Source organism: Hymenobacter canadensis, from assembly GCF_027359925.1.
GTDB classification, from domain to species: domain Bacteria; phylum Bacteroidota; class Bacteroidia; order Cytophagales; family Hymenobacteraceae; genus Hymenobacter; species Hymenobacter canadensis.
The window spans coordinates 4016724-4038688 of record NZ_CP114767.1 but is presented as its reverse complement, the minus strand read 5'-3'; the positions used below and the strand labels follow the sequence as shown (position 1 = coordinate 4038688).

Annotated in this window: 22 protein-coding genes; 8 read left to right on the top strand and 14 right to left on the bottom strand. The window is 60.9% G+C overall.

Annotated elements, in window-relative coordinates:
* Positions 1-38 precede the first annotated feature (38 nt).
* The 9 genes from O3303_RS17235 to O3303_RS17195 all read right to left on the bottom strand — a co-directional run bounded on the left by O3303_RS17235 (position 39) and on the right by O3303_RS17195 (position 8086).
* On the bottom strand, positions 39-935 hold the full coding sequence (locus tag O3303_RS17235; RefSeq protein WP_269559613.1) for a DUF6089 family protein: 897 nt from the start codon (positions 933-935) through the stop codon (positions 39-41).
* Between the two features lie 129 nt (positions 936-1064).
* Positions 1065-1958: an NAD kinase gene (locus O3303_RS17230; protein WP_269559612.1), complete on the bottom strand. Its 894-nt coding sequence runs from the start codon at positions 1956-1958 to the stop codon at positions 1065-1067.
* A 35-nt stretch (positions 1959-1993) separates the two neighbouring features.
* Complete coding sequence (locus O3303_RS17225; RefSeq protein ID WP_269559611.1) at positions 1994-3469, bottom strand: POTRA domain-containing protein; 1476 nt, start codon at positions 3467-3469, stop codon at positions 1994-1996.
* An 11-nt stretch (positions 3470-3480) separates the two neighbouring features.
* The gene (locus O3303_RS17220) at positions 3481-4158 is read right to left on the bottom strand and encodes a CBS domain-containing protein (RefSeq protein ID WP_269559610.1); all 678 of its coding nucleotides are present in this window, start codon (positions 4156-4158) and stop codon (positions 3481-3483) included.
* A gap of 223 nt (positions 4159-4381) precedes the next feature.
* Positions 4382-5158, bottom strand: coding sequence for an alpha/beta fold hydrolase (locus O3303_RS17215; protein WP_269559609.1), 777 nt, complete (start codon positions 5156-5158; stop codon positions 4382-4384).
* A gap of 4 nt (positions 5159-5162) precedes the next feature.
* Positions 5163-5780: an anthranilate synthase component II gene (locus tag O3303_RS17210; RefSeq protein ID WP_269559608.1), complete on the bottom strand. Its 618-nt coding sequence runs from the start codon at positions 5778-5780 to the stop codon at positions 5163-5165.
* Positions 5781-5878: 98 nt separating this feature from the next.
* Positions 5879-6400, bottom strand: coding sequence for a CvpA family protein (locus tag O3303_RS17205; RefSeq protein ID WP_269559607.1), 522 nt, complete (start codon positions 6398-6400; stop codon positions 5879-5881).
* A gap of 136 nt (positions 6401-6536) precedes the next feature.
* On the bottom strand, positions 6537-7001 hold the full coding sequence (locus tag O3303_RS17200; RefSeq protein ID WP_269559606.1) for a GatB/YqeY domain-containing protein: 465 nt from the start codon (positions 6999-7001) through the stop codon (positions 6537-6539).
* 59 nt (positions 7002-7060) lie between these two features.
* A complete protein-coding gene (locus O3303_RS17195; RefSeq protein WP_269559605.1) occupies positions 7061-8086 on the bottom strand; it encodes a hypothetical protein in 1026 nt (341 codons plus the stop codon).
* A gap of 83 nt (positions 8087-8169) precedes the next feature.
* Here O3303_RS17195 and O3303_RS17190 point away from each other — a divergent pair, with 83 nt between their 5' ends.
* The 7 genes from O3303_RS17190 (at position 8170) to O3303_RS17160 (ending at position 15449) form a co-directional block, all read left to right on the top strand.
* Entirely contained in the window at positions 8170-8883 is a 714-nt protein-coding gene (locus O3303_RS17190) for a pyridoxine 5'-phosphate synthase (protein WP_269559604.1), read from the top strand.
* A gap of 108 nt (positions 8884-8991) precedes the next feature.
* Positions 8992-10005 (top strand): tRNA 2-selenouridine(34) synthase MnmH, encoded by a 1014-nt coding sequence (gene mnmH / locus O3303_RS17185; RefSeq protein ID WP_269559603.1) that lies wholly within the window; start codon positions 8992-8994, stop codon positions 10003-10005.
* A 67-nt stretch (positions 10006-10072) separates the two neighbouring features.
* The gene (gene selD, locus O3303_RS17180) at positions 10073-11113 is read left to right on the top strand and encodes a selenide, water dikinase SelD (RefSeq protein ID WP_269559602.1); all 1041 of its coding nucleotides are present in this window, start codon (positions 10073-10075) and stop codon (positions 11111-11113) included.
* Between the two features lie 6 nt (positions 11114-11119).
* Entirely contained in the window at positions 11120-11722 is a 603-nt protein-coding gene (locus tag O3303_RS17175) for a PH domain-containing protein (protein ID WP_269559601.1), read from the top strand.
* 195 nt (positions 11723-11917) lie between these two features.
* Complete coding sequence (locus O3303_RS17170; protein ID WP_269559600.1) at positions 11918-13837, top strand: ATP-binding protein; 1920 nt, start codon at positions 11918-11920, stop codon at positions 13835-13837.
* 60 nt (positions 13838-13897) lie between these two features.
* The gene (locus tag O3303_RS17165) at positions 13898-14674 is read left to right on the top strand and encodes an alpha/beta fold hydrolase (RefSeq protein WP_269559599.1); all 777 of its coding nucleotides are present in this window, start codon (positions 13898-13900) and stop codon (positions 14672-14674) included.
* A 64-nt stretch (positions 14675-14738) separates the two neighbouring features.
* Positions 14739-15449, top strand: a complete 711-nt coding sequence (locus O3303_RS17160; RefSeq protein ID WP_269559598.1) for an SAM-dependent methyltransferase — start codon at positions 14739-14741, stop codon at positions 15447-15449.
* Between the two features lie 55 nt (positions 15450-15504).
* Here O3303_RS17160 and feoB read toward each other — a convergent pair whose 3' ends face one another.
* Entirely contained in the window at positions 15505-17694 is a 2190-nt protein-coding gene (gene feoB / locus O3303_RS17155) for a ferrous iron transport protein B (RefSeq protein ID WP_269559597.1), read from the bottom strand.
* An 8-nt stretch (positions 17695-17702) separates the two neighbouring features.
* Positions 17703-17978, bottom strand: coding sequence for a FeoA family protein (locus tag O3303_RS17150; protein WP_269559596.1), 276 nt, complete (start codon positions 17976-17978; stop codon positions 17703-17705).
* Positions 17979-18227: 249 nt separating this feature from the next.
* Between O3303_RS17150 and O3303_RS17145 the strand changes: the two genes are divergently transcribed.
* Positions 18228-19127, top strand: a complete 900-nt coding sequence (locus tag O3303_RS17145; protein WP_269559595.1) for a carboxypeptidase-like regulatory domain-containing protein — start codon at positions 18228-18230, stop codon at positions 19125-19127.
* Positions 19128-19307: 180 nt separating this feature from the next.
* On the opposite strand, the gene O3303_RS17140 is transcribed toward O3303_RS17145, so the two are convergent.
* The 3 genes from O3303_RS17140 to O3303_RS17130 form a co-directional block, all read right to left on the bottom strand.
* A complete protein-coding gene (locus O3303_RS17140) occupies positions 19308-19928 on the bottom strand; it encodes an OmpA family protein (RefSeq protein ID WP_269559594.1) in 621 nt (206 codons plus the stop codon).
* 70 nt (positions 19929-19998) lie between these two features.
* Positions 19999-21390, bottom strand: coding sequence for an alpha/beta hydrolase family protein (locus O3303_RS17135; protein ID WP_269559593.1), 1392 nt, complete (start codon positions 21388-21390; stop codon positions 19999-20001).
* A 41-nt stretch (positions 21391-21431) separates the two neighbouring features.
* Positions 21432-21848, bottom strand: coding sequence for a carboxypeptidase-like regulatory domain-containing protein (locus O3303_RS17130; RefSeq protein ID WP_269559592.1), 417 nt, complete (start codon positions 21846-21848; stop codon positions 21432-21434).
* Between the last annotated feature and the right edge of the window lie 117 nt (positions 21849-21965).

Here is a 21965-nt window from a genome sequence, read left to right as displayed (position 1 = left end):
ATGACTGGCTGTGTGTGATACTAGCCAGCAAACGCTGACTAGCGGAATTTCGGGCTCTTCACTTTCGGAGCCAGGATGTAGTTTACAGTGATACCGGTCGTAACGTACCAGTCGTCTTCGTTGGACTTGCCACGCTGATAGCCGCTTTGGTTGTCACGGTTCCAAGTACCTGGCTCATTGCGGGTGATATCCCAACCGAAATACTTGGCAGCGTCCGAACCGAGGTCATTACGGCTAGCAACGTAGTTTGTACTTACGTCGTCAAGGTAATCATTAAACGTTTTGCGGAAACCAACTTCCAGCCCGATATCAAAGCTCTTGTTCACTTTGTAGCGAACACCACCACCGAACGGAAGAGCAATACCGCCTTTGTTATACGAAACGCCTTCCGTTTTAAGAGCTTGAAGGGCTACATAAGATCCTTCTGACAGACCAACGTTGTTAGCACCAACCAGACCTTTAGGATTGCCGGTGTAAGCGGCCACGCCAGCGAATACGTAAGGCACCAGATCAGGGCGCTTGATGTAGGTGTTCCGGTTTGGAATCAGGTCGAAGATACCTACAACGGAGAGTTCAGCAAGATCATTGCGGAAACTCATGTTGCGGTTATAACGGTATTTTGCCTCCGAATCATTTTTATCGGCTGCTTTCGAGTCGTCACCGGTGATACGGCCATAGGCCAAAGCGGCGCGGGCAGAAATACGTGGTGTGAAGCGGTGCGTAAAGTTTACGCCGATATTAGGGCGGGTAGCCCCGAAACGCAAGCTAGGAATGCTGGGTTTCGGAGTGATATCGCCAAAGTAGTTCATTGCGTTGAGGCTAACGCCCACCGAATTGTACTGCTTTCGCTTACTGAACTGCTGTGCGCTAGCCTCTGAGGCTACCAGCGACAGGACCAGAGCCAGCGCTAGAGTGTAGGTGAAGATCTGCTTCATATGGAGCAATGGTTTATGGATATCGAGAGGTTGGCGAACGACTGGACTACAACCTGTACAGGTACAGTCCGCGACAAAATTACGAGAGGAAGGGAACTTAAAAAACTTATGTCAAAAAAATCATTTTTACTATACTGGGATTCCGGCAGGGTTACGTCTGTCGAGGCCCCAGTTTAATTTACTCCGCAAGGTACTCAGGAAGTTAACATGATTGAGCTTTACTAAGCGAACTGTGAAATTTTCACGACGAACGGCAATCTGAATTCCAGCGTCTACGGCAACAGAGCGTGAATCGAGAGAAAGCAGGAATTGGTTGCTTCTACCCTCTATTTCGAATGAAATCACGCTACGATCCGATACGATGAGGGGCCTTACATTGAGGTTGTGCGGACATACGGGAGCAATGATAAAATTGTTTGTCTGCGGCAACATTACCGGCCCGCCACAGCTGAGTGAGTACCCGGTAGAGCCGGTAGGCGTGGCAACTATCAGCCCGTCGGCCCAGTAGGAATTCAGATACTCCCCGTCGATATACGTGTGCACCACAATCATGGAAGAGGTGTCACGCTTCAGGATACTGAACTCGTTGAGGCCAAAATTGATACCGCCAAAGGCCTCCGGATCGGTATCAACCCGAATCAGGCTGCGCTCCTCAATCACAAAGTGGCCTTTGAAGAGAGCATCCAGGGCCTGTGTAATCTGGTCGGGCGTGATGGTAGCCAGAAAGCCGAGGCGGCCAGTATGAATGCCTAAAATCGGAATCTGCGCACTCCCTACGTAGGTTACCGTGTCCAGCAGCGTGCCGTCGCCACCAATACTGAGCACGAATTGGACGCCACGCAGAGAATCGCCGCGGCGGAAGGACTGAACACCTTCCGGCAGCTGCAGGCGGTGGCTGAGATAGTCGTAAAACGATTCGGCAATGATAATTTCGGTTTGACGATTGCTTAGATTATCAAGTAAGCCCTGCACAAAAGGCAGATTATCGTCTTCAAAAGGTTTCCCGAGAATGGCGATTTTCATAGGTGTGGCAGCATCCGCCGAGGCGGAAGATGAGGTCAGATGGGAAATTCGGAGCGGAAAAAAAATCCTCCCTGCCCCCGCAGGGTACGGGAGTACTCCAACGTAAACACCCGGTCGTAGTAGGTAACCAGATGCAGGCCCAACCCGGCAGAAGCCAGCAAACGGCCCGGCAACTGATTGGGCAGGTTGCCGGAAGCCTGGTTCACGTAACCGGCATCAGCAAAGGTATTTAAATAGAGCACCAACGGGATGTTATTAATTTTGGGGTTATCCAATGGCTCTACCTGCAGTTTGCCGGCATCGAACAGGCGGTAGCTAACGCCCTGCTGCACTAGGGCGTAGTGTCGGCCATCAATTACGTAAGGGTCGTAGCCCCGAACAAGCGTCTCGTAGCCCAGGGCTCGGTTGTCGGCGTAGCTGAGGCGGCGGCTAAACCGCAACTGGCCCTGAGCGGCAGCACTATAATAAAAGGATCCACCGAGCGCAACATACCGGGCGTAGCGCCCGCGCAGCAGCACCTGCGGGGGGGCCTCGGGGGTCAGGAAGCGCCGGTAGACGATGCTGGCCCGGGCGTAGCGCCCGGTAAGGGGATAAGCGAAGGTATTGCGCTGATTGAGCACGACCGACAGCCCAACATCCAGAAACTGACGCCGGGTACGCCCCAGGAAATAGTTCGGGTTCAGCAGGTTGACGGAATCGGAGATCTGCTCCTGATGAAAGCTCACATCAAAAGCCGCCAAAGCCTGCACAGTGCGGCGCCAGCGCAGGCCGATGGTGGCGTAGGTGCGGCTGATAGGGTCGCCGCTGGTGGGCCGAAAAGTGGCCAGCCGGTCCTGAATGGTAGCATAGTCCAGAGCCCGGGCGCGGTAAAACGACAGGCCGGCGCCTACCCCGATACGGCGCCGGGGACCGTAGCCGGGGGCCTCATAAAACAATTCATACTTGCGGTTGAAGCCCAACTGCAGATTGCCGAGCAGTTCCTCGTTGCGGCCGCGAAAATTGCGCCGCGTGATATGCAGGCCATAATCGACGCGGCGCCACTTATCGGGGCGGTCGGCCCAGGCGCGCAGGTTGCGGTCAGCAAAGGAAAAGATGGGTACCGGGAAGGTGTACCAGCGCTCCTGCACACTGAAAAGCACGGTCAGCTCGCCATTGCGGCATGCCAGCTGCACCAGCACCTGATGAAACAGCTGCAGGTTGAACAAGCGGCGACGGTTGGCCTCCAGGCGGCGGCTCAGGCCCGTAGCGCTAAGGGTGTCTCCTTCGCGGAAATCCAGCTCAGCCCGTAGGACCTGCTCCTTCGTGACATCGTTGCCGACAAAGAGCAGGGTAGCCACGCGGAGTACCGGGTAGCCCGGGCACTGGGCCTGCAACAGGCTGTCGGGGGCGGGGCGGCGCGTGGAGTCTGCGGCAAAGTGGCTGGCGCCGGAATCGGCCGAGCAATAGGCACGCGCCGGCTGGGCCATGCATAAGGCCAGCAACATCACCCACCACCAATACCTTTTTTTCACCAGGCCAGCACTTACAGACTCAGGTACTTGAGCAGCGCATCATAGCGCTCCTGCTCGTTTTCCCCCAGCTCCCCTACCCCGCTAAACTGGGCCGTGATGGCGTAGCCAAAACGCTCCAGCGTAGCTACAATCCTTGTCAGGCTGGGCGTGTTTACCTTGATGGTGAGGCGGATACGATAGGAATCATGCTCGTCCTGTGCGACGTGGGCACTCAGGACTTTGGAGCCGTTCTCTTCGATGTAGCGGCTGATAGTGGCCAATGAATAGTCGCGCTCTTCCATCGACAGAACCAGCACGGCTCCCTGCCCGGCCGCAATGGGCGGCTGGCCAAAAGCAGCTAGCGTGTCACTTATAGTGACTACGCCCAAGTATTCGCGCTCCTTATTCAGCACTGGTACCAGCTGCACCTTGTTCTGAATGGCCACTTCCATGATGCTGTAGAAATGCTGATCGTGCTGCACATGCACGTCGGCGTAGCCCAGCGGCAGGCCCGCCAGCAGCTGACCACTGTCATCGGCCAACTCAAAGTCCAGCAGGTCGGCTTCCGTGACCAGGCCGCGGTATTGACGGTTGTCGAGGACGGGCAGCTGGCCTACGTGGAATTCCTCCAGCCACTTGGCCGCTTTCCCAACGGTGTCCGACACCTTCAGGGGCGGAATCATCTGGTTGAGCAGTTCTTCAGCAATCATGGAATGCATCGGCGGAAGTGATGGGAAGTGAGGAGCAGTGGCCTAACCTGCACGGCGGGCAGCTCTGCAACACGGTGATCGGCAAATAAGGTACGAAAAGCGGGCCGCGTTGGCCTGTAGCAAGCGCGGTTGGCCGCAAAAAGTTTTACCCGGCGCAAGGCCATAACAGCCAGCCAGAGCGGCAACAGATACCAGCACCCTCCCGAGGGCGGCCGCCGGCCTGCTATGAAACGGCTACCAGGGTGGTGCGTTGCAGGAATTGGCGGAGCAGCACGTTGAATTCCTGCGGGCGCTCCATCATGGGGGCGTGGCCGCAGTGGTCGAGGAAACGCAGCTCGGAATGAGGGATAAGGCGGTTGAAGTCGTGGGCGACCAGCGGCGGGGTGATGGTGTCATTGAGGCCCCAGACCAGCAGCGTCGGCACGGCAATCTTACCCAGCTCCTTGCCCAGGTTGTGGCGCTGCGCCGAGCGGGCAATACTGATGATGCGCAGGCACTTGGCATTGGAATTGGTGACATCAAACACTTCATCCACCAGCTCGCGGGTCGCCACGGCGGGGTTGTAGAAGGTGTAGGCCACTTTTTCCTGCACGTAAGCGTAGTTGCCACGCTTCGGAAACGAGCCGCCCATGCCATCCTCGAAGAGGCCACTGCTGCCGGTGAGCACCAGCCGCGCCACGCGGGTGGGGTTGCGCAGCGTGTATTCCAGCCCTACGTGGCCGCCCAGCGAGTTGCCCAGCACCGTGCAGGCCTCGGAAAGGCCGATGGCGTGCACAAAGCTTTCCACATACTTCACCAGGCCGGGCACGCCGGCCTGGGTCAGGGGCATCTCATAAATGGGCAGCAGCGGAATAATGACCCGATGGTCCTGGCTGAACTCGCTGACGACGTCCTGCCAGTTGCTGAGGGCGCCGAAAAGGCCATGCAGCAACAGCAGCACCGGGCCGGTGCCTTCATCCACGTACTGAAACTCTCCGCGTTGTTTGATCTGCAATTCCATGTGCTCAGGCGAAAGTCGGCCCGGCAGTAGCCGGCCGGCCCTCTTCTACAATGATACAATACCGAACCCAATTGCGCAGCATGGCCAGGCCGTGCGGGGTCAGCAGCGCTTCGGGGTGAAACTGAACGCCTACCAGCGGCAGCGTGGTATGGCGCAGGGCCATGATTTCGCGGTTTTCGTCGGCCGTGTACGCCAGCGGGCGCAGGGTGGGCGGCAGGTTGTTCACTATCAGCGAGTGGTAGCGTGTGACGGGCAGCCGGGCCGGCAAATCCCGGAACAGCGGATCGGTGGTATCCACGTCCAGCTCCGTGACTTTGCCGTGCATGGGCCGGGCGGCGCGGCTGAGCGTGGCCCCGAAAAATTCTCCCAGCGCCTGATGCCCCAGGCACACGCCCAGCACCGGCACCCGCTGGTGCCAGTAGGCCAGCACGGCCGGCATATTGCCGGCCGCCGCCGGCGTGCCCGGCCCCGGCGACAACACCAGCGCATCAAACTGCCGCTCCTGCAGGGTAGCAGCCGGTACGTCGTTGCGCACCACGTCTACCTCGCACCCCAGCTGCCGGAAGTAGTCCAGCAGGTTGTAGGTGAACGAGTCGAAGTTGTCGAGCAGCAGCAGGCGCATGGGGTGAGTGGCTGAATTGTTAACTGGTTGGATTGGCGAATGAGTAAATAGCTGCTCACAGAACGGCCCGCCATTCAACAATGCAGCCATTCAACCGTTCAAAACACCGTTTTCAGCTTATCGAGCAGCGTGCTGGCGAAGGGCATTACGAACCCCACAATTTCCAGCGCCAGCGGGGTGGCCTGGCGCACAAAAGGCAGCACCTGCGAGTCGGCCACGAGCGTAGGCGAAATGAGCTGTAGCCCGGCCATGCCCACGCCGTGCAGCAGCAGGCTAAGGCCCAGCACCCACTTCAGCACGCCAGCCAGCCCGCCGCCCAAGTTGTCGAGTACGCCTAGCGGCGTTAGGTGCACGGCCGTTTTGATGAAGCCGCCCAGCAAGTGCACGCCCCACACAATGGCCACGAAAACCAGCAGAAACGACACCAGCGGCAGCAGCCCAAAGGCCTCCCCCACATAGTGCCGCACCAGCGGAATGGCATCGTTGAGCAGCACCAGCCCGCCGATAGCCCCCAGCACGAAGGCCAACAACGACGCTACTTCCAGCACCAGCCCCCGCCGGAAGCCCTTCACGGCACCCACCGCCAGCGGAATCAGCAGCAGAATATCGAAAGCGGACATTGTGGAAGGAGGCTTAGAGGAAATACTGTCATCCTGAGCTTGCGAAGGACCTCATTACGGCAGCACGACAATGTCAGCGTCAACCGTGGTAAGGTCCTTCGCAAGCTCAGGATGACAGTATTTTCCGATTACTCTACTACAAATTCGTGTTATTCAGCAGGTTGCTGACCACCTGCGAAATCACGCGGCCATCGGCCTGGCCGGCCATCTCGCGGGCGGCGGCACCCATCACCTTGCCCAGGTCGGAAGGGCCGGTGGCGCCTACGCGCTGGATGATGGCCACGATGCGCTCCACGATATCAGCCTCGGAGAGCTGCTGGGGCAGGTATTCCTCGATGATGGCCAGCTCGTTGAGCTCCACTTCTTCGAGGTCGGAGCGGAACTGCTTGTTGTAGGTTTCGGCTGCTTCGCGGCGCTGCTTGGCCTGCTTGGTCAGAAGCTTGATTTCGGCATCGGGCGTGAGGGCAGCGCCGTGCTGGCCTTCGGCCGTTTCGGCCAGCAGAATCTGCGACTTGATGCTGCGCAGCGTGGTCAGACGGACTTTATTCTTGGCCAACATGGCCTTTTTGATGTCGGCGTCGATGGTTTCTTTGAGAGCCATAGTTCAGGGGAAATGAGGTGCAAGATTACGGTTTTTGGCGCTAGCCGGAGCGTATACGGCTAACCGGCGCGGGTGGCAGCCTGCAGCTGCCGCGCAAACGCCGCCCGGTCATCCACATACAGCGCTACCTGCCACACGGTGCGCCGCAGCCCATACAGGCCCGCCACTGCTACGGGCTGGCTGAAGGTGAGCAGCACGTTGGGCGCGGTCAGCAGCGGCTTGGCGAGGTTGAGCAGATGCCGCCTTGGCGTGGGCGTGTCCTGCAGCAGCTGCAGGCGCAGCACTGCTTCGGCCGGCACCTCCAGCCGCCACACGAAGCCCGTACGGACAACCAAGCGCCCCCCGTCCAGCAGCACGGGGCGCAGCGGCACGGCCCGCAGGTGGGCCAGCAGAAACAGCAGCGTGTAGGCGCTCAGCAGCAGCGCCACCAACGCCGCCGTGGCATTCCAGCGGCTCAGCAGCAGGTGCGCCACCACCATTTCCACCACCGATACGCCCGCCACCGCAAGCAGCAGCGCCCGGAAGCCCGATTCGCGGCTGGTGCTGAAGGCCTGCTGCCCCGGCTGTACTTCGGGCCGGGCGCGCCAGCTCAGTAGCGCGTACCGGAACATGGCTAGCTCAGACACCAGCGGCGCCCACGGCCGCTGAAACACCGCCGTGAAGGCCGCGTGCAGGTTGTCCAGGAAGTCGGCGCTGTGTTGGGCGGCCTGGGTGTAAGCGCGCAGGAGGCGGCGGATATTGACGGCCATCATCACCACGGCCAGGCCTTCGGGCAGCACCAGCAGGTGGCGGCCCCACTGCAGGTACTGCTGCTGGCCCGCCGGCACCAGCCAGAAGCCCACGGCCAGCATGGCGCTGAACACAGCCCCGACCGTGGTAGCGGGCAGCCGGTAGCGGCGCACCACCAGAAAATAAAACAGCAGCGGGATGCCCACCAGCAGATCCAGCGCAACGGCCGCCGGCAGCTCGGGCCGCAGCCGGAAGGCAGGGTGCTGGATGACGGCGTATTCGGCCAGCAGCGCCAGCATCAGCAGGCCACCAAACAGCAGCGCCGGACGAAAACTCACTGCGGGGGAATGCGGCATGATGGCAACAGAAAAAGGAGTACGTGGTTTGGGGGGTGTATCTTTGACTTTCTGCCCTGCCACTCCCAAGCCAGCTGATCAGCATGACCAAGCTTAGCGTAAATATCAACAAAATAGCCACCCTGCGGAACGCCCGCGGCCACAACCGCCCCGACTTGCTGCAGGTGGCCCGCGACTGTGAGCGGTTCGGCGCGCAGGGCATTACGGTGCATCCGCGCCCCGACGAGCGCCACATCCGCTACCAGGACGTGCGCGACCTGAAGGCCGTGGTGACCACCGAGTTGAACGTGGAAGGCAACCCCACGCCTGATTTCCTGGACCTCGTGCGCGAAGTGCGCCCCGAGCAGGTGACGTTGGTGCCCGACGCGCCCGACGCCATTACCTCCAACGCCGGCTGGGACACGGTGCGACACCAGATTTTCCTGATTGGCGTGGTACAGGAGTTGAAGGCACTAGGCTGCCGGGTAAGCATTTTCCTCGACCCCAGCCCCGAGATGGTGAAAGCCGCCGTAGCCACCGGCACCGACCGGATTGAGCTCTACACCGAAGACTACGCCCGCCGCTACCACCACGACCGGGAAGCCGCCCTGCTCCCCTACCGCGCCGCCGCCGACATGGCCCAACAGCTCGGCCTAGGCCTCAACGCCGGCCACGACCTCGACCTCGATAACCTGGCCTACCTCAAGCAAAACCTGCCGGGCCTGGCCGAAGTAAGCATCGGGCACGCCCTGGTCTGCGACGCCCTGTATCTGGGCCTTGAAAACACGATTCAGCTGTACCGGCGGCAATTGGCGTAGTGTAGCATAGGCTTTAGCCTGTGCCGCCCACCGCTTTCCTATTTTTCATTTCACGCTTCGCCCCCGCCGCCTCGTCTGGCTGTCGGCACAAGCTGAAGCTTATGCTACATGCCTCGTCTTTCCCTTCAGGATTTCCTGCACACCTCTCCCGATATTCCCTTGCTTGACGTGCGGGCCCCGCTGGAATATGCCCAGGGCCACATTCCGGGGGCGGTGAGCTTTCCGCTGTTTTCCGACGAGGAGCGGGCCCGCATCGGCACCACCTACAAACAGGTGAACCCCGACAAAGCGGTGCTGCTGGGCCTGGATATGTTTGGGCCCAAGATGAGCCGGATGGTGCAACTGGCCCAGAAGCTGGCTCCGGCCAAGCAGATCCGGGTGCATTGCTGGCGCGGCGGTATGCGCAGCGGAGCCGTGCAGTGGCTACTGGAACTGGCCGGTTTCCAGGTGCAGCTTCTCGACAAAGGCTACAAGGACTACCGCCACTTCGCACTGGCCGAGTTTGCGCAGCCCCGGCCGCTGCTGGTGCTGGGCGGCCTCACCGGCTCCGGCAAAACCGATGTGCTGCACGAGCTGGCCCGCCGCCAGCAGCCCCTGCTCGACCTCGAAGGCCTGGCCCATCACAAAGGCTCGGCCTTTGGCAGCATCGGCCAGCCAGCCCAGCCTACGCAGGAGCAGTTCGAGAACGAGCTGGCCTGGCTGCTGGCCGAGTTGCCGGTCAGTGCATCGGTGTGGGTGGAAGACGAGAGCCGCACCATCGGCAGCATGCACGTGCCGCCGCCCTTCTTTGCCCAGATGCAGACCGCGCCGTTGGTGCTGCTGGAAATCCCGCGGGCCGTGCGGGTACAGAAGCTGGCCGCCGAGTATGGCCGCGAAGACGCCGGCGCGCTGGCCACCTCCATTCTGCGCATCCGCAAACGCCTCGGTGGTCTGGCCACCAAAGAGGCGCTGGCCGCCATTGCCGAAGACGACATGGAAAAAATGGTCAGCCTCGTGCTCGACTACTACGACAAGACGTACACCCACAGCCTCGGCAGCCGCAATCCGCTCCGCGTCCCGTCCGACACCTGCGACCCAGCCATAAATGCCGAGCTGGTGCTGCGGGCCGCTTCTTCCCTGTAATTCTCACGTAGCGCTTCGCGGTGGCCGTTTTTCTGCGATACCCTGCGCGCAACCACTCTCCAACGATATGTCCGACCAGATCCGCCTCACCCAATACAGCCACGGTGCCGGCTGCGGCTGCAAAATCGCGCCCAAAGTCCTCGACCAGATTCTGCACACCAGCATCCCGCAGCCCCACGACAGCAAGCTGCTCGTCGGCAACTCCTCCCGCGACGACGCGGCCGTGTACGACATCGGGGGCGGGCAGGCCATCATCAGCACCACCGACTTCTTCATGCCCATCGTCGACGATGCCTACGACTTCGGGCGCATCGCCTCGGCCAACGCCATCAGCGACGTGTACGCCATGGGCGGGCGGCCCGTCATGGCCATTGCCGTGCTGGGCTGGCCCATTGATAAGCTGGCGCCGGAAGTGGCCCGCCGCGTGATTGAGGGCAGCCGCAGCATCTGCGCCGAAGCCGGCATTCCGCTGGCCGGCGGCCACAGCATCGACTCGCCCGAGCCCATTTTCGGGCTGGCCGTCACGGGTTTGCTCGACATCAAAAACCTCAAGCAAAACGACACCGCCACCGCCGCCTGCGAGCTGTACCTGACCAAGCCGCTGGGCGTGGGCATGCTCACGACGGCGCAGAAACGCGGCATCCTGCGTCCCGAGCATGAGCAGATTGCGCCCCGCAGCATGATGCAGCTCAATAAAATCGGGCAGGACCTGGGCCGCCTGGCCGCCGTACGCGCCATGACCGACGTCACGGGTTTCGGGCTGCTGGGCCACCTTGCGGAGGTGTGCGAAGGCAGCGGGCTGACGGCCGAAATCGAATTCAGCAAAGTACCCCTGCTGCCCGAAGCCGCCGAATACTACGCCCAGAAGTCCATTCCCGGCGGCACCGTGCGCAACTGGGATTCCTACGGCCACAAAATTGGCACCATCACCGACGAGCAGCGGGCCTGGCTCTGCGACCCTCAGACCTCCGGCGGCCTGCTGGTGTGCGTTGACCCAGCCGGACGGGCCGAGGTCGAAGCCGTCTTCGGGCAGCATGGGCTGGCGCTGGCGCCCTTTGGCAAGCTGCGCGCCCACACAGCCGACGAGCCCTGGATTCAGGTTCGGTAATACTGTATGAAGACCATTTCGCTGCTGCGGCCCCTGCTGGAATTTGGCGGGGCCCTGCTGGTGCTGCTCGTGGGGCTGCGGGTACTTACGGGGCTGTTTGGCACCAAGCGCACCACGTACCAAGTCACGTTTGGGCGGCAGCTGGCGCTGCTGTTCTGGCCACTGCTGTGCCTGAGCATGGGCCTGCCGTTTCTGGCTTCCTTTCTGTTTGCCGGCACCCTGTCAGGCTTTGAGCTGATATTGCTGCTGTCTTTTTCAGCGCTGGTGCTGGGCTTTGCCACACCAGCGCTGTTGCTGCACCTGCATTACTATGTGCGCAACCACGCCACAGCGCTGGTATTCGAGCCGAAGCAGAATTTGCTGGAAGTGTACGAGCACGGCCAGCGCAGCCCGTTTGAGCGCGCCGATATACTGCGGGTAGACTACGTGCGTTGTAGCTCCCGGCGTTTGTTCTGGAGCAACTACGAGTACGTGCAGCTGCATTTGCGCAATGGGCAGGTGCTCACGCTCACTTCGCTTTTGCTTAAGCTGGACCCTTTGGTGGCATTTTTGCGCAATACCAATCTACAGAACCGGGAAAAGTGGTTTTGCATAATCCAACGACCGTGATTTAGCAATCCCGGAAACGACCCATTGCAATATACACCCTAAGAAATATCCTATTTTGCCATAATCATCTTTTATTGAAGCCAATATCGATGATTTTGCAACTCTTCTTCGGAAACGAATTCGTATCTATTATTTTTCAATAGCTATATTTGCCGACAGGTTTTTTTGTATTTCATCGTGATTCGGCTATTCCCTTTGTGTCTTCTGCTCTTCATCAGCCTTGGGGCGTCTACCGTAGGGTGGGCGGCCGAGGCCGCTCCGAGCACTGCCGAAGCCACCTTGCTGCGCCGCTTGGTGGTGCAGGCGCCCGACACCGGCCGCGTCCGGCTACTGGCCGCCCTGTGCTATGAGCTGCACGACTCCGACCCGACCCGCGCCCTGGGCTACGGCGAACAGGCCGTAACCCTGGCTACCAGCCTCCGCGACCAGCCCGGCCAGCTACACAGCCTGCTCAACCTAAGCAGCTGCTACGCCAACCTCTCCGACGGGCCACACGCGCTCCGCCTGCAGCAGCAGGCCCTCACGCTGGCGCGCCGCCTGCACGATCAGGATGGTATTGTGCGCGCCTACACGGGCATCGGCGGGATTCATCATGAGCGCAACGACACGCTAAATGCGCTGCGCAACTACCAGTGGGCGCTGGAAAAGGCCTACGTCAAAGGGGTGAAAGTGCGCACGCAGCTGATGCTGTTTGGCAACCTGGGCAACCTCTACTCCTACCTCGGCCGCTACCCACAAGCTCTGCTATACACGCGCCGCGCCCTGCAGCTGGCCCGCACCAGCCACGACAAGGTGGGCGAGTCGCTGTATCTGGCGCATCTGGGCACACATTACTATCAGCAAAACCGCCTCGATCTGGCCGAAGGCCTGCTGCGCGAAGCCATTACGCAGGTGGAACCCTTGCGCAGCTACCGTATTGAGGCCGGCCACCTGGAAATGCTGGCCATTGTGCTGCTGCTCAAAGACCAGCTCGAAGAAGCCGAAACTCTTACCCGCCGGGCGCTGCGCCTGGCCCGCCAGACAGCCTCGCAGGAGCGGATCCTGGACGGCTATAACCTGATGGCCGAAATCAACGCCAGCCGGCACGAATACGAGCAAGCTTTCGGCTGGCAAAACCGCTTCCGGGACCTGAACGACTCGCTCAATAGCCGCTCGCGCCTGCAGACGCTGGCCGCCCTGCAGACCCGCTACGAAACCCAGGGCAAGGAGCATCAGATCAGGCTGCTTACGCAGCAGGGCGAGCTGCAGCACCTACGCAACCAGGAGCTGTGGGCGGTGGTAGGTGCGCTGTTACTGGGCCTGGGCGGCGTATTTTTCCTGTACTGGAAGCTGCGCCAGAGCCGGGCAGCGCTGGCCTCCAACAATGTAGCGCTGCACCAGGCCACCCGCGAGCTGCGCGAGGTAGCCGCCTCCAAAGACCGCCTCTACGCCGTAGTGGCGCACGATTTGCGCGGCCCCGTTACGTCGTTCGTCGGCGTGACGGAGCTCATTGAGTTTTACCTGCGCAAGGGCGACGAAAAGGGCTTACGCCGCCTGCCCGCGCTGGTGCGGCAGTCGGCCAACAGCCTCAACAGCCTGCTCGACAACCTGCTGAGCTGGGCCGTCAGCCAGACTGGCGAGCTAGTCAGCCAGCCCGAATGGCTGTCGGTGGATGAGTTGTTTACGGAAATTGAGGAGCTGTACCGCACCACCGCCGAGGCCAAGCAGATCCGGCTGATTGCGTCGGAAGCGCCCGGCCTGCAGGTATGGTCGGACCTGAACATGACGCGTACGATTCTGCGCAATCTGGTGGGCAACGCGTTGAAATTCACACCCAGCGGGGGCCACATCCAGCTCGACGCCGCCGCCATGCCCGACAACCGCGTGCTGCTCACCGTCGCGGATTCGGGCCGGGGAATGCCGGCCGAGCAGCTGGATGCCCTGCTGCGCGACAGCGGCAGCTCGCCCATGATGGTGTCGGTATCCAACAGCAATAATTCCCGCTCGGGCACCGGCCTGGGCCTGCCGCTGTGCCGGGCCTTTGTGGAGCGTCTGCACGGCACGCTCACCGTAGAAAGCACGCTGGGCCAGGGCACCGTGGTGCAGATTCAGTTTCCGGACCGCCCGGCCGCGTAGCTGCCGCCGTGCACATGTGGCGCCGGCTCCCGACCTTTGCGGGCTCCTACCGACTCTGCTATGCTGCTTCATTTCCGCGAACAAGGCCAGGGTGCGCCGCTGGTCATTCTCCACGGCCTGTTTGGCACCCTCGATAACTGGCAAACCCTGGCCCGCCGCTGGGCCGACGCCGGCCACCGCGTCATTAGCGTGGATCTGCGCAACCACGGCCGCTCGTTTCATAGCCCCGAACACAGCTATGACCTGATGAGCCAGGACGTATCGGCCCTTTTCGACCACCTCGGCCTCGGCCCCGACACTACCCTGATGGGCCACAGCATGGGCGGCAAAGCCGCCATGCGCTTCGCCCTCGACCATCCCGACCGCCTAGCCCGGCTCATTGTAGTGGACATTGCCCCGCGCCTTTCCGACATGGCCCACCAGGACGACATTATTGCGGGCCTGAACGCCGTGCCGCTGGCCAACCTGCAAAGCCGCCAGCAGGCCGATGAGGCGCTGGCCCAACATATTCGCTGGCCCGATGTGCGCCAGTTCCTGCTCAAAAACCTCTACCGCCAAGAAGACAATGCCTTTGCCTGGCGGCAGAATCTGCCGGCTCTCACCCAGCACATCGCCGCCATCGGGGCCGAAATCAGTGCGCCACAGCCGTTTCTGAAGCCGGCCCTGTTCATCCGCGGCGGCAAATCCGACTACATCTCCCCCGACGACAAGCTGCACGGCATTCCGGCCCTGTTCCCAAACTCGCAGGTGGAAACGGTGCTGGATGCCGGCCACTGGGTGCATGCCGAAAAACCGGAAGAAGTGTTCCAGCTGGTAGCGGCTTTTGTCGGGAGCTAAGCTGCCTTCGTAGCACTGGCGTTCCGGCACTTTATCTATTCATCGACTCAACCCACCCACGCCCTTGAAAACCGGCACGCTCTACCTTATCCCCACCATTCTGGCCGATGACACGGCCACGCAGGTGCTGCCGCCGCAGATTGCGACGCACGTAGCGGCGCTGCGGTACTTTTTGGTGGAAAACGCCCGTACGGCGCGGCGCTTCATCAAGAGTGTGGCGCCGCAGCACGTTATCGAGGAGCTGCAGGTCAGCGTCATCGATAAAGACAGCACGGAGGCCCAAATTCAGGAGGCGCTGAAGCCTGTGCTGGCCGGCCAGGATGCGGGTGTGATTTCGGAGGCCGGCTGCCCCGGCATTGCCGACCCCGGTGCCGAGCTGGCCCGGGCGGCGCACCAGCTCGGGATTCGGGTGGTGCCGCTGGTGGGGCCCAGCAGCCTGCTACTGGCGCTTATGGCCTCGGGTATGAATGGGCAGAGCTTCACGTTTCACGGCTACCTGCCCATTGAGCGGGCCCGGCGGGCGGCGGCCATCAAGCAGCTGGAGCGGCTGGCGCAGGCCCAGCACCAGACCCAGCTGTTCATCGAGACACCCTACCGCAATATGCAGCTGCTCGACGACCTGCTCAGCCAGCTCAGCGGCAGCACCCGCCTCTGCATTGCCGCCAGCCTCACTGCCCCCAACGAGTACGTCCGCACCGACACCATAGCCGGCTGGCGCAAAGCCGGCCTGCCCGAAATCCACAAACAGCCCGCCGTGTTTCTGATAGGGACGTAGGGGGTAAATCGTCTGTCATCCTGAGCTTGCGAAGGATGACAGTTTCTCTCCCCTGTTACCGTAGCACCTGATACACCAGCAGCGAGGCGGCGTAGGCAAGGCCCGTCATGTAGAACAGCTGTAGCAAGGGCCACAGCCAGCCTTTGGTTTCGCGGTAGGTGGCGGCCAGCGTGCTCATGCACTGCATCGCAAACACGTAGAACACCAGCAGCGAAGCCGAGCGGGCCGGCGTGAAGAACGGCTGCCCGTTGAGGTCTTTTTCGGCGGCCAGCTTCTGTTGCACCGTCAGCTCGTTGGCATCCTGGCCCACGCTGTAGATGGTGCTCATGGTACCCACGAACACCTCCCGCGCGGCGAAGGAAGTGAGCAGCGAAATGCCGATTTTCCAGTCGAAGCCCAGCGGCCGGATGGCGGGCTCGATGAAGTGGCCGAAGTGGCCGGCGTAGGAGCTTTCCAGCTTCTGCGACGCCACCCGGCTTTCGGTTTCAGCGGGCGCCAGCCCCTGGGTCTGCGCCACGCGGCGGGCCTGGCTTTCGGCCTGCTCCATGGCCGTGCCCGGTCCATAAGAGGCCAGCACCCACAGAATCACCGAAATGGCCATAATCACCTTACCGGCCTGAAATACGAAGGCTTTCACCTTCTCCACGATGGTCAGGCCCACGTTTTTCCAGCGCGGCCAGCGGTACACCGGAAACTCCATAATGAAGTAGCTGCGCTCCGTAGTGCGCATAAACAGCTTCATCAGCCAGGCCGAACCCACCGCCGACACGAAGCCCAGCAGGTACAGACTCATCAGGGCCACGCCGCGCAGGTTGAAAATACCCAGCACCGGCTGGTCGGGCACCACCAGCCCAATCAGCACGGTGTACACCGGAATGCGGGCCGAGCAGCTCATGAGCGGCGTCACGAAGATGGTGATGAGCCGGTCTTTGCGGTTTTCGATGGTGCGCGCGCTCATGATGGCCGGCACCGCGCAGGCCATACCCGAAATCAGGGGCACCACGCTTTTGCCGTTGAGTCCGAACTTACGCATGATGCGGTCCATCATGAACGTAACGCGGGCCATGTAGCCGGTTTCTTCCAGCACCGCAATGAAGGCAAACAGCAGCGCAATCTGCGGGATGAAGATCAGCACGCCGCCCAGACCGGCCAGCACACCCTCCGTAAGCAGGCTGATGAGCGGGCCATCGAAATTGGTCTGGATGAGGCCATTGATCCAGGCCACGCCCTGATCAATCAGCTCCATGGGGTAGCTGGCCCAGGCGAATACGGCCTGAAACAGCAGAAACAGCACCAGTATAAAAATCAGGTAGCCCCACACCCGGTGCGTGAGCACCTTATCGATGCGGTTGCTGTACGGCTCCGCCCGCTCGGTGCGCGTCACGGACACGGCATTCAGCAGCAGCTCGTTGATGCGGGCGTAGCGGGCAATGGTTTCCTGGGCCTGCCGCGTGGTGGGCTCAAAATCGTATTTCGCCACCAGCCCGGCCACGTAGGCGCGCTGGTCGGGCGTGAGGAAGCTGATATGGCGCCCCTGGTGGGCGTAGTGCAGCGCCAGGTAGTCGTTGTGCAGGTTGAAGTAGTCGCGCAGCTGCCGGATCATGGGCAGCAGCTCCGGCGCAGGCTCGTAGAACGATACGGCCGGCGCATCCAGCTGCTGGGCCATCACAATCTTGAGGGCCGCCACCCCGATGCCTTTGCGGGCATTCATCGGAATGACGGGCACGCCCAGCTCCCGCTGCAGCTCCACCAGATCAATGCTGATGCCGTGCTGCTCGGCCACGTCCATCATGTTCAGGGCCAGCACGGCCGGCAGTCCCAGGTCGGCGAGCTGCGTGAACAGCAGCAGGTTGCGGCGCAGGTTGCTGGCGTCGGCCGTCACAATCACGAAATCCGGGTACTGCCCCGACGTCTGATCGTAGAGCAGATCGGTAATCACCTTCTCGTCGAGGCTCTTGGGGTAGAGCGAGTAGGTGCCGGGCAAATCAATTATTTCGGCGCGGTGCTGCGGCGTCAGCTGGCTGATGCCGGTTTTGCGGTCCACGGTCACGCCCGGGAAGTTGCCCACCTTCTGGTTGAGCCCGGTCAGCTGGTTGAACAGCGACGTTTTGCCGGAGTTAGGGTTGCCGATCAGGGCAATCCGGGTCAGGCGGGTTTGGCCGGGCAGGTGCGCGGCAGCCGTTTCCAGCGCAGCCGCCGAGGCAGCCTGCCCGTTCGGGGCGGTTCGGATTCCGGCACTACGCATACGCTGGGCTATTCTTTGAGCAGAATGGTCGCCGCCTCACTCACGCGCAGCGACAGGGTGTAGTCGGCCGCTTCGCCCACCACCAGCGTGATTGGGCAGCCCAGCGGAGCCCGGCTGTTGAGCCGCACCTGGGTGCCCGGAATGCAGCCCATTTCCAGCAGTTTGAGCGCCATTTCCGGGTCCTGCAGGCAGCAGATAGTGCCGCTCTCGCCCAGCCGCAGGTCTTTCACGCTCCGCTGGGGCGGAACTGGAACAGGGGAAACGGGAGCGTGGGTGGCAGACATAGGAGCGGAGTTATTTAGACTTGCTTTAAACAAAGGTACTACCCATTTATGTTTCGGCCAACAAACGCTTCTATCCACTCTGTTTGGGGCTTCCGTTTGGGCCGGCACTATGGACCTGAAATAAAGCGGCTTGTATCAGGCTAGCACTATTCCTTTTCGCAATTGCATCTTTAGGAATATTTAAAGACGGCATGATGGGAATTGGTATTATCATTTTAATTTTGGCATACAACACTATTCTGCCTAACCATGCTTCAACGCTTACTCGCATTTTTTACCCTTTTGCTGTTGTTCCCGGCGCTGGGTATGGCCCAGGAGAACCGTTTGTCGGGTCGCATCGTCGATCAGAAAACCAAGGAACCCATTCCTTTTGCCTCCATCGGACTGAAGGAAGAGCAAACCGGCGCCCTGACCAACGAGTATGGCTTTTTTCAGATGGCGACGCCCGAGAAAAGTGCCATCGACTCCATTATCGTGCTGGCCCTGGGCTATAAGCGTATGGCCGTGGCCGTGAAGCGGGGCGTATCGCAGACCGACCTCATTATTGAAGTGCCCAAGCGCGTTGTCGAGTTGGGTAACGTGACGGTTAAAGGTAACAAGATCAAGGATTTGGCTTTGGGCTCGAAGTCGAGCACGCCCGGCGAAGGCATGATCCAGGGTATGCCAGGCAGCCAGTACGCCTTCTTCGTGAAGAATGACAAAGGCAAAACGCTCGGCAACGTCCGTTCGGTGTCGTTCTACATCGGCGAAAACGGCTTTCCCCGCGAACCGTTCCGCGTGCGCCTCTACAAAGCCGACGGCAACTACAACTCGCCCAACACCGACCTGCTTACCGAAAACGTAGTAGTATCGGCCCCGAAAGGCGGCGCCTGGTACACCGTCGACCTGAACCAGTACAACATCGAGGCACCCAAGGAAGGCTTCTTCGTGGCCATGGAGTGGATTGTGAGCGGTGACAAGTTCTACACCACCAACTTCATGGACACCTACACGCCCTACGGCCAGATCATGCGCCCCACCTTCGAGTTCAAGGAGAGCCGCACCTGGAGCTACACCATGGGCAAGGGCTGGAGCCTGCTCACGCTCTCCAGCAACGGCCAGCGCTACAACGCTATGATCAAGGCCGAAGTAGACCAGATCAAAGACTAATCGCTGATCAGCGCTGATTGAGGTGATTTCGCTGATTTTTTGACGCTTCGCTCTCGACGTCCAGCAACAAACAGAAAAGGCCGCTTCATCTGAAGCGGCCTTTTCTGTTTGTTGGCTTCCTGCTGACAGCAACGCGTCAAAAAATCAGCGAAATCACCTCAATCAGCGCAAATCAGTGATTTACTTGATGACGGCAATTTCCACGCGGCGGTTGGCCTGGCGGCCTTCGGCGGTGGCGTTGGAGGCTACCGGAGCAGCTTCGCCCATGGGCTCGATGCTGACGCGGGCGTCACCCATGCCGCCGTTTATGGCCAGCCACTTCTTCACGGCGTCGGCGCGCTTGGCGCTCAGCTCCTTGTTGTAGCTCTTGTCGCCGCGCGAATCGGCGAAGCCGAGTACGCGCACTTGGCTCTTGCCGTAGCGGCGGCCAATGGAAGCAGCAATTTCCGACAGGGCGCGGGTAGCAGTAGGCTTAATTTCGGCCTTATCAGTGTCGAAAAGCACTTTCTCTTCGAGGCCGTACACGCTGTACTTCTCGTTGCCACGCACGGTTACTTCGGGCAGGTCGATTTCCTCGTAGGTTTCGTTGGCCAGCTGGGCCTTGGTCATGTCCCAGGCGGCATCGGCGGCGTTGGCGGCACCGGCGGCGGCATCGGCTACGGTGGTGCCATTGCTGGCTACCACGGCCGTGTCGTTGGTAGCTTCCGAAAGCTGGTCTTTCTCTTCGGGCTTCTTGAGGTCGCTGCAGGCCGAAGCCAACAGGGCGGTAGCTGCCAGCGCAGACAGAAGGGTCTTTTTCATGGAATAAGGGAAAGAAGTAGGTAGTGGGTTCCGGGGCGGAAGGTACCAAACTTCCTCTTTTCAGCGGATTCTATTTGGCCGCCGTGTGTGCCACAATCCAAGACCGGATGGTTTCCTGGGCTACCGGCGAGAAGGTTTCGCGCGGCTGGCCATTCACGATGGGCCACTCGGCCGGGTCGGGCTGGAACAGGTGATTTACGCCCGGCAGCTTTTTGCTGGTGACGTCGCGGTTGGCTTTCAGAGCCTTGGCCAACGCCCCCATATTAGCATCAGCTGCCACATATAGGTCGGCAGCGCCGTTGAGTAGCAGCACCGGGCATTTCACGTCGGCCAAGTGCTCCAGGGGGTTGAAGCCCAGAAAATACCGGTATCGAAACGAGGTCAGCTCGGCGGCGCTGGCCTGGGCAGCCTCGGCGTCAATGGCCATGTTGTTCTGGCGCAGCATATTGGCCACAATGGCGCGGGCCTGCGCCTCGTCGGGTGTCTGGCTGATGATTTCCAGCATGGCCTGCTGGCGCTTGGTGGCAGCCTCTATCTGGGCGGTTTCGGTGCCCAGGGAGCGGAGAAGCGCCGCCTGCTGCTGCAGGGCCAGCGTGGTACCGGGTACCCCGTAGCCCGCTAACGACACCACAAAGGCCGGCGGCAGCGGCTGCGTGCCCGCCAGCAAGGCCACATTGGCGCCCTCCCCGTGCCCAATCACCCCAATCTGCGACAGATTTATCTCGGAACGAGTGCGCAGGTAGTTCAGGCCGGCCTGCACGTCGGTGACCAGCGCGGCCGTGGTGGCCTGGGCGAAGTCGCCGGTGGAGATGCCCACGCCCCGGTCGTCGAAGCGGAGCACGGCAATGCCGCGGCGCGTGAGGTAGTCGGCCAGGGCGCCCATGAGCTGGTACTCCCCCACCGTAGCGTCGCGGTTGTGCGGGCCGGCATCCGACACCAGCACTACGGCCGGAAACGGGCCTGGCCCGGCCGGCACCGTGAGCATACCACCCAGACGCAGGCTGACCGCCACGTTGGAATACGCTACCTCCTCTTCGCGGTAAGGCGGTGTCAGGCGGGCTTTGGGAGCAGTGCTGATGGCCGGCGCGGCGTACGACAGCGTGAGGGGTACCTGAAAGCCGGGCTGCTGCCAGGTACCTTCTACCTGCTTGCCGCCTGAGGCTACCCGCCCGATGAACCGGCTGCCAGCTTCTTCGGCCGCAAATATCACGGTGTCGCCGCGCACGTCTACTTTCACTGCCATGCGGCTTACTTTCTGCAAGGGCACATCCAGAGTAGCAAAGTAGGATCCATCGGCGAGGCTGACCAATCGGAAAATAACTTCCAGCTGGCCGCCCGGCATCTTGAGTGGACCTTTCCACAGACCGTCCAGACTGGGGGCGGCCATAGCCGAACCGGCCATCACCCATAGCAGCAGCACCAGACAACCGCGCAGGAATCGTAGGCAAACAGAAGTTTTCATAGGAAGCAGGACGAGAAGCCGAAGCTGATTATCAACCAACACTACCCCTTGATGAAGCCTATCTGCTTCTTCCGGGAGGAGCCTGTGCTACGGCGCTCTTCCTGCGCCGTGGCTGATTCCGTCATCCTTACCGGAAGCTGAGTGGTTTGCCCACCTTTCAGAAACATGTTGGTGAGCAGCTGGCTCTTGTAGCCAAGCTGGGTGATATAAATAGTGTAGGGGCCACCAGGCAGTAAGTCGGCCAAGGTGAAGGCTCCTATGCCATCAGACACGACAGTGCGCCGCACCCCCGTGGGTACGTGCACTACCACAATGGTGGTACCTGCCAATGCTTCGTTCTTATCCGTGTCGCTGCTGCCAACAAGCGTGGCACTATTGCTCTGGGCAAATGCAGGCAGCCCAAGCAAACACAGAACAGTAATCAGCCAGAGTACAGCGCGCGTAGGGATTTTATTCATCAGAATAAGGGAAAGGAGTAAGAGCAGAGCGGTAAGGAGGTGACGCCTCGTTCCGGGGCGCCAGCCTGTACCAAAAGTAGAAATCCGAGGAGCGGCGTTTCGGCATTTCAGTTCAAC

What these genes read in the sequence shown, in the direction of transcription:
- O3303_RS17235 (WP_269559613.1), bottom strand. Translation starts at nt 935, where the DNA reads ATGAAGCAGATCTTCACCTACACTCTAGCGCTGGCTCTGGTCCTGTCG.
- O3303_RS17230 (WP_269559612.1), bottom strand. Translation starts at nt 1,958, where the DNA reads ATGAAAATCGCCATTCTCGGGAAACCTTTTGAAGACGATAATCTGCCT.
- O3303_RS17220 (WP_269559610.1), bottom strand. Translation starts at nt 4,158, where the DNA reads ATGATTGCTGAAGAACTGCTCAACCAGATGATTCCGCCCCTGAAGGTG.
- O3303_RS17215 (WP_269559609.1), bottom strand. Translation starts at nt 5,158, where the DNA reads ATGGAATTGCAGATCAAACAACGCGGAGAGTTTCAGTACGTGGATGAA.
- O3303_RS17210 (WP_269559608.1), bottom strand. Translation starts at nt 5,780, where the DNA reads ATGCGCCTGCTGCTGCTCGACAACTTCGACTCGTTCACCTACAACCTG.
- O3303_RS17205 (WP_269559607.1), bottom strand. Translation starts at nt 6,400, where the DNA reads ATGTCCGCTTTCGATATTCTGCTGCTGATTCCGCTGGCGGTGGGTGCC.
- O3303_RS17200 (WP_269559606.1), bottom strand. Translation starts at nt 7,001, where the DNA reads ATGGCTCTCAAAGAAACCATCGACGCCGACATCAAAAAGGCCATGTTG.
- O3303_RS17195 (WP_269559605.1), bottom strand. Translation starts at nt 8,086, where the DNA reads ATGCCGCATTCCCCCGCAGTGAGTTTTCGTCCGGCGCTGCTGTTTGGT.
- O3303_RS17190 (WP_269559604.1), top strand. Translation starts at nt 8,170, where the DNA reads ATGACCAAGCTTAGCGTAAATATCAACAAAATAGCCACCCTGCGGAAC.
- mnmH (WP_269559603.1), top strand. Translation starts at nt 8,992, where the DNA reads ATGCCTCGTCTTTCCCTTCAGGATTTCCTGCACACCTCTCCCGATATT.
- selD (WP_269559602.1), top strand. Translation starts at nt 10,073, where the DNA reads ATGTCCGACCAGATCCGCCTCACCCAATACAGCCACGGTGCCGGCTGC.
- O3303_RS17175 (WP_269559601.1), top strand. Translation starts at nt 11,120, where the DNA reads ATGAAGACCATTTCGCTGCTGCGGCCCCTGCTGGAATTTGGCGGGGCC.
- O3303_RS17165 (WP_269559599.1), top strand. Translation starts at nt 13,898, where the DNA reads ATGCTGCTTCATTTCCGCGAACAAGGCCAGGGTGCGCCGCTGGTCATT.
- feoB (WP_269559597.1), bottom strand. Translation starts at nt 17,694, where the DNA reads ATGCGTAGTGCCGGAATCCGAACCGCCCCGAACGGGCAGGCTGCCTCG.
- O3303_RS17150 (WP_269559596.1), bottom strand. Translation starts at nt 17,978, where the DNA reads ATGTCTGCCACCCACGCTCCCGTTTCCCCTGTTCCAGTTCCGCCCCAG.
- O3303_RS17145 (WP_269559595.1), top strand. Translation starts at nt 18,228, where the DNA reads ATGCTTCAACGCTTACTCGCATTTTTTACCCTTTTGCTGTTGTTCCCG.
- O3303_RS17140 (WP_269559594.1), bottom strand. Translation starts at nt 19,928, where the DNA reads ATGAAAAAGACCCTTCTGTCTGCGCTGGCAGCTACCGCCCTGTTGGCT.
- O3303_RS17135 (WP_269559593.1), bottom strand. Translation starts at nt 21,390, where the DNA reads ATGAAAACTTCTGTTTGCCTACGATTCCTGCGCGGTTGTCTGGTGCTG.
- O3303_RS17130 (WP_269559592.1), bottom strand. Translation starts at nt 21,848, where the DNA reads ATGAATAAAATCCCTACGCGCGCTGTACTCTGGCTGATTACTGTTCTG.